This window comes from Pseudomonadota bacterium (assembly GCA_030775045.1).
Taxonomy (GTDB): Bacteria; Pseudomonadota; Alphaproteobacteria; order JALYJY01; family JALYJY01; genus JALYJY01.
This window is the reverse complement of sequence record JALYJY010000049.1, coordinates 11,844-12,592: the sequence shown is the minus strand read 5'-3', so window position 1 is coordinate 12,592 and position 749 is coordinate 11,844. Positions and strand designations below refer to the sequence as shown.

Annotated in this window: 1 protein-coding gene; it reads left to right on the top strand. The window is 65.0% G+C overall.

The annotated features are described in order from the left end of the window. Positions 1 to 8: 8 nt before the first annotated feature. The coding region (locus M3O22_05690; protein MDP9196244.1) for a PDZ domain-containing protein at positions 9 to 749 on the top strand (741 nt) is incomplete at its 3' end.

Sequence of the window (749 nt, the reverse complement as noted above, 5' to 3'; positions counted from 1 at the left end):
ATCTGGAAGTGGGCGACCTGGTACTGGCCATCGGTAACCCCTTTGGCGTGGGCCAGACGGTGACCAGCGGCATCGTCTCGGCCCTGGCGCGGACGGAAGTGGGCGTCAGCGATTTCAACTTTTTCATCCAGACCGACGCGGCCATCAATCCCGGAAACTCGGGCGGGGCACTTGTGTCCATGAAGGGAAAGCTGGCGGGGATCAACTCTGCCATCTACTCCCGCACCGGTGGATCGCTGGGCATCGGCTTTGCCATTCCCTCCAACATGGTGCGCACCATTCTCCAGGATGTGCAGGGTGGAAAAACCAGAATCGTCCGCCCCTGGATGGGCGTCGAGGGCCAGCCTGTCACCCCTGATATCGCCGCGTCCCTGAGCCTGTCCCGCCCGGCTGGTGTTCTGGTGAATACCCTCCATGCCCGGAGCCCGGCGAAGGCAGCGGGACTGAAAATCGGCGACGTAGTGACCGCCATCAACGGCCATCCCGTGGATGATATCGGCACCCTGCGCTTCCGCATTGCCACCCTGCCGCTGGGCCAGACAGCCACGCTGAAGGTCCTGCGCAAGGGCCAGCCGGTAGACGTAGTCATTCCGCTGATCGCCCCGCCAGAAGACCCGCCCCGCGATCTGCGCACGCTGAAGGGGAATCATCCCCTGTCGGGCGCAGCCATAGCCAACCTGTCCCCCGCCGTGGCGGACGAGCTGCGGCTGGAGTCAGAAGCCGCCGGGGTGGCCGTGTTCGCCGTAGCC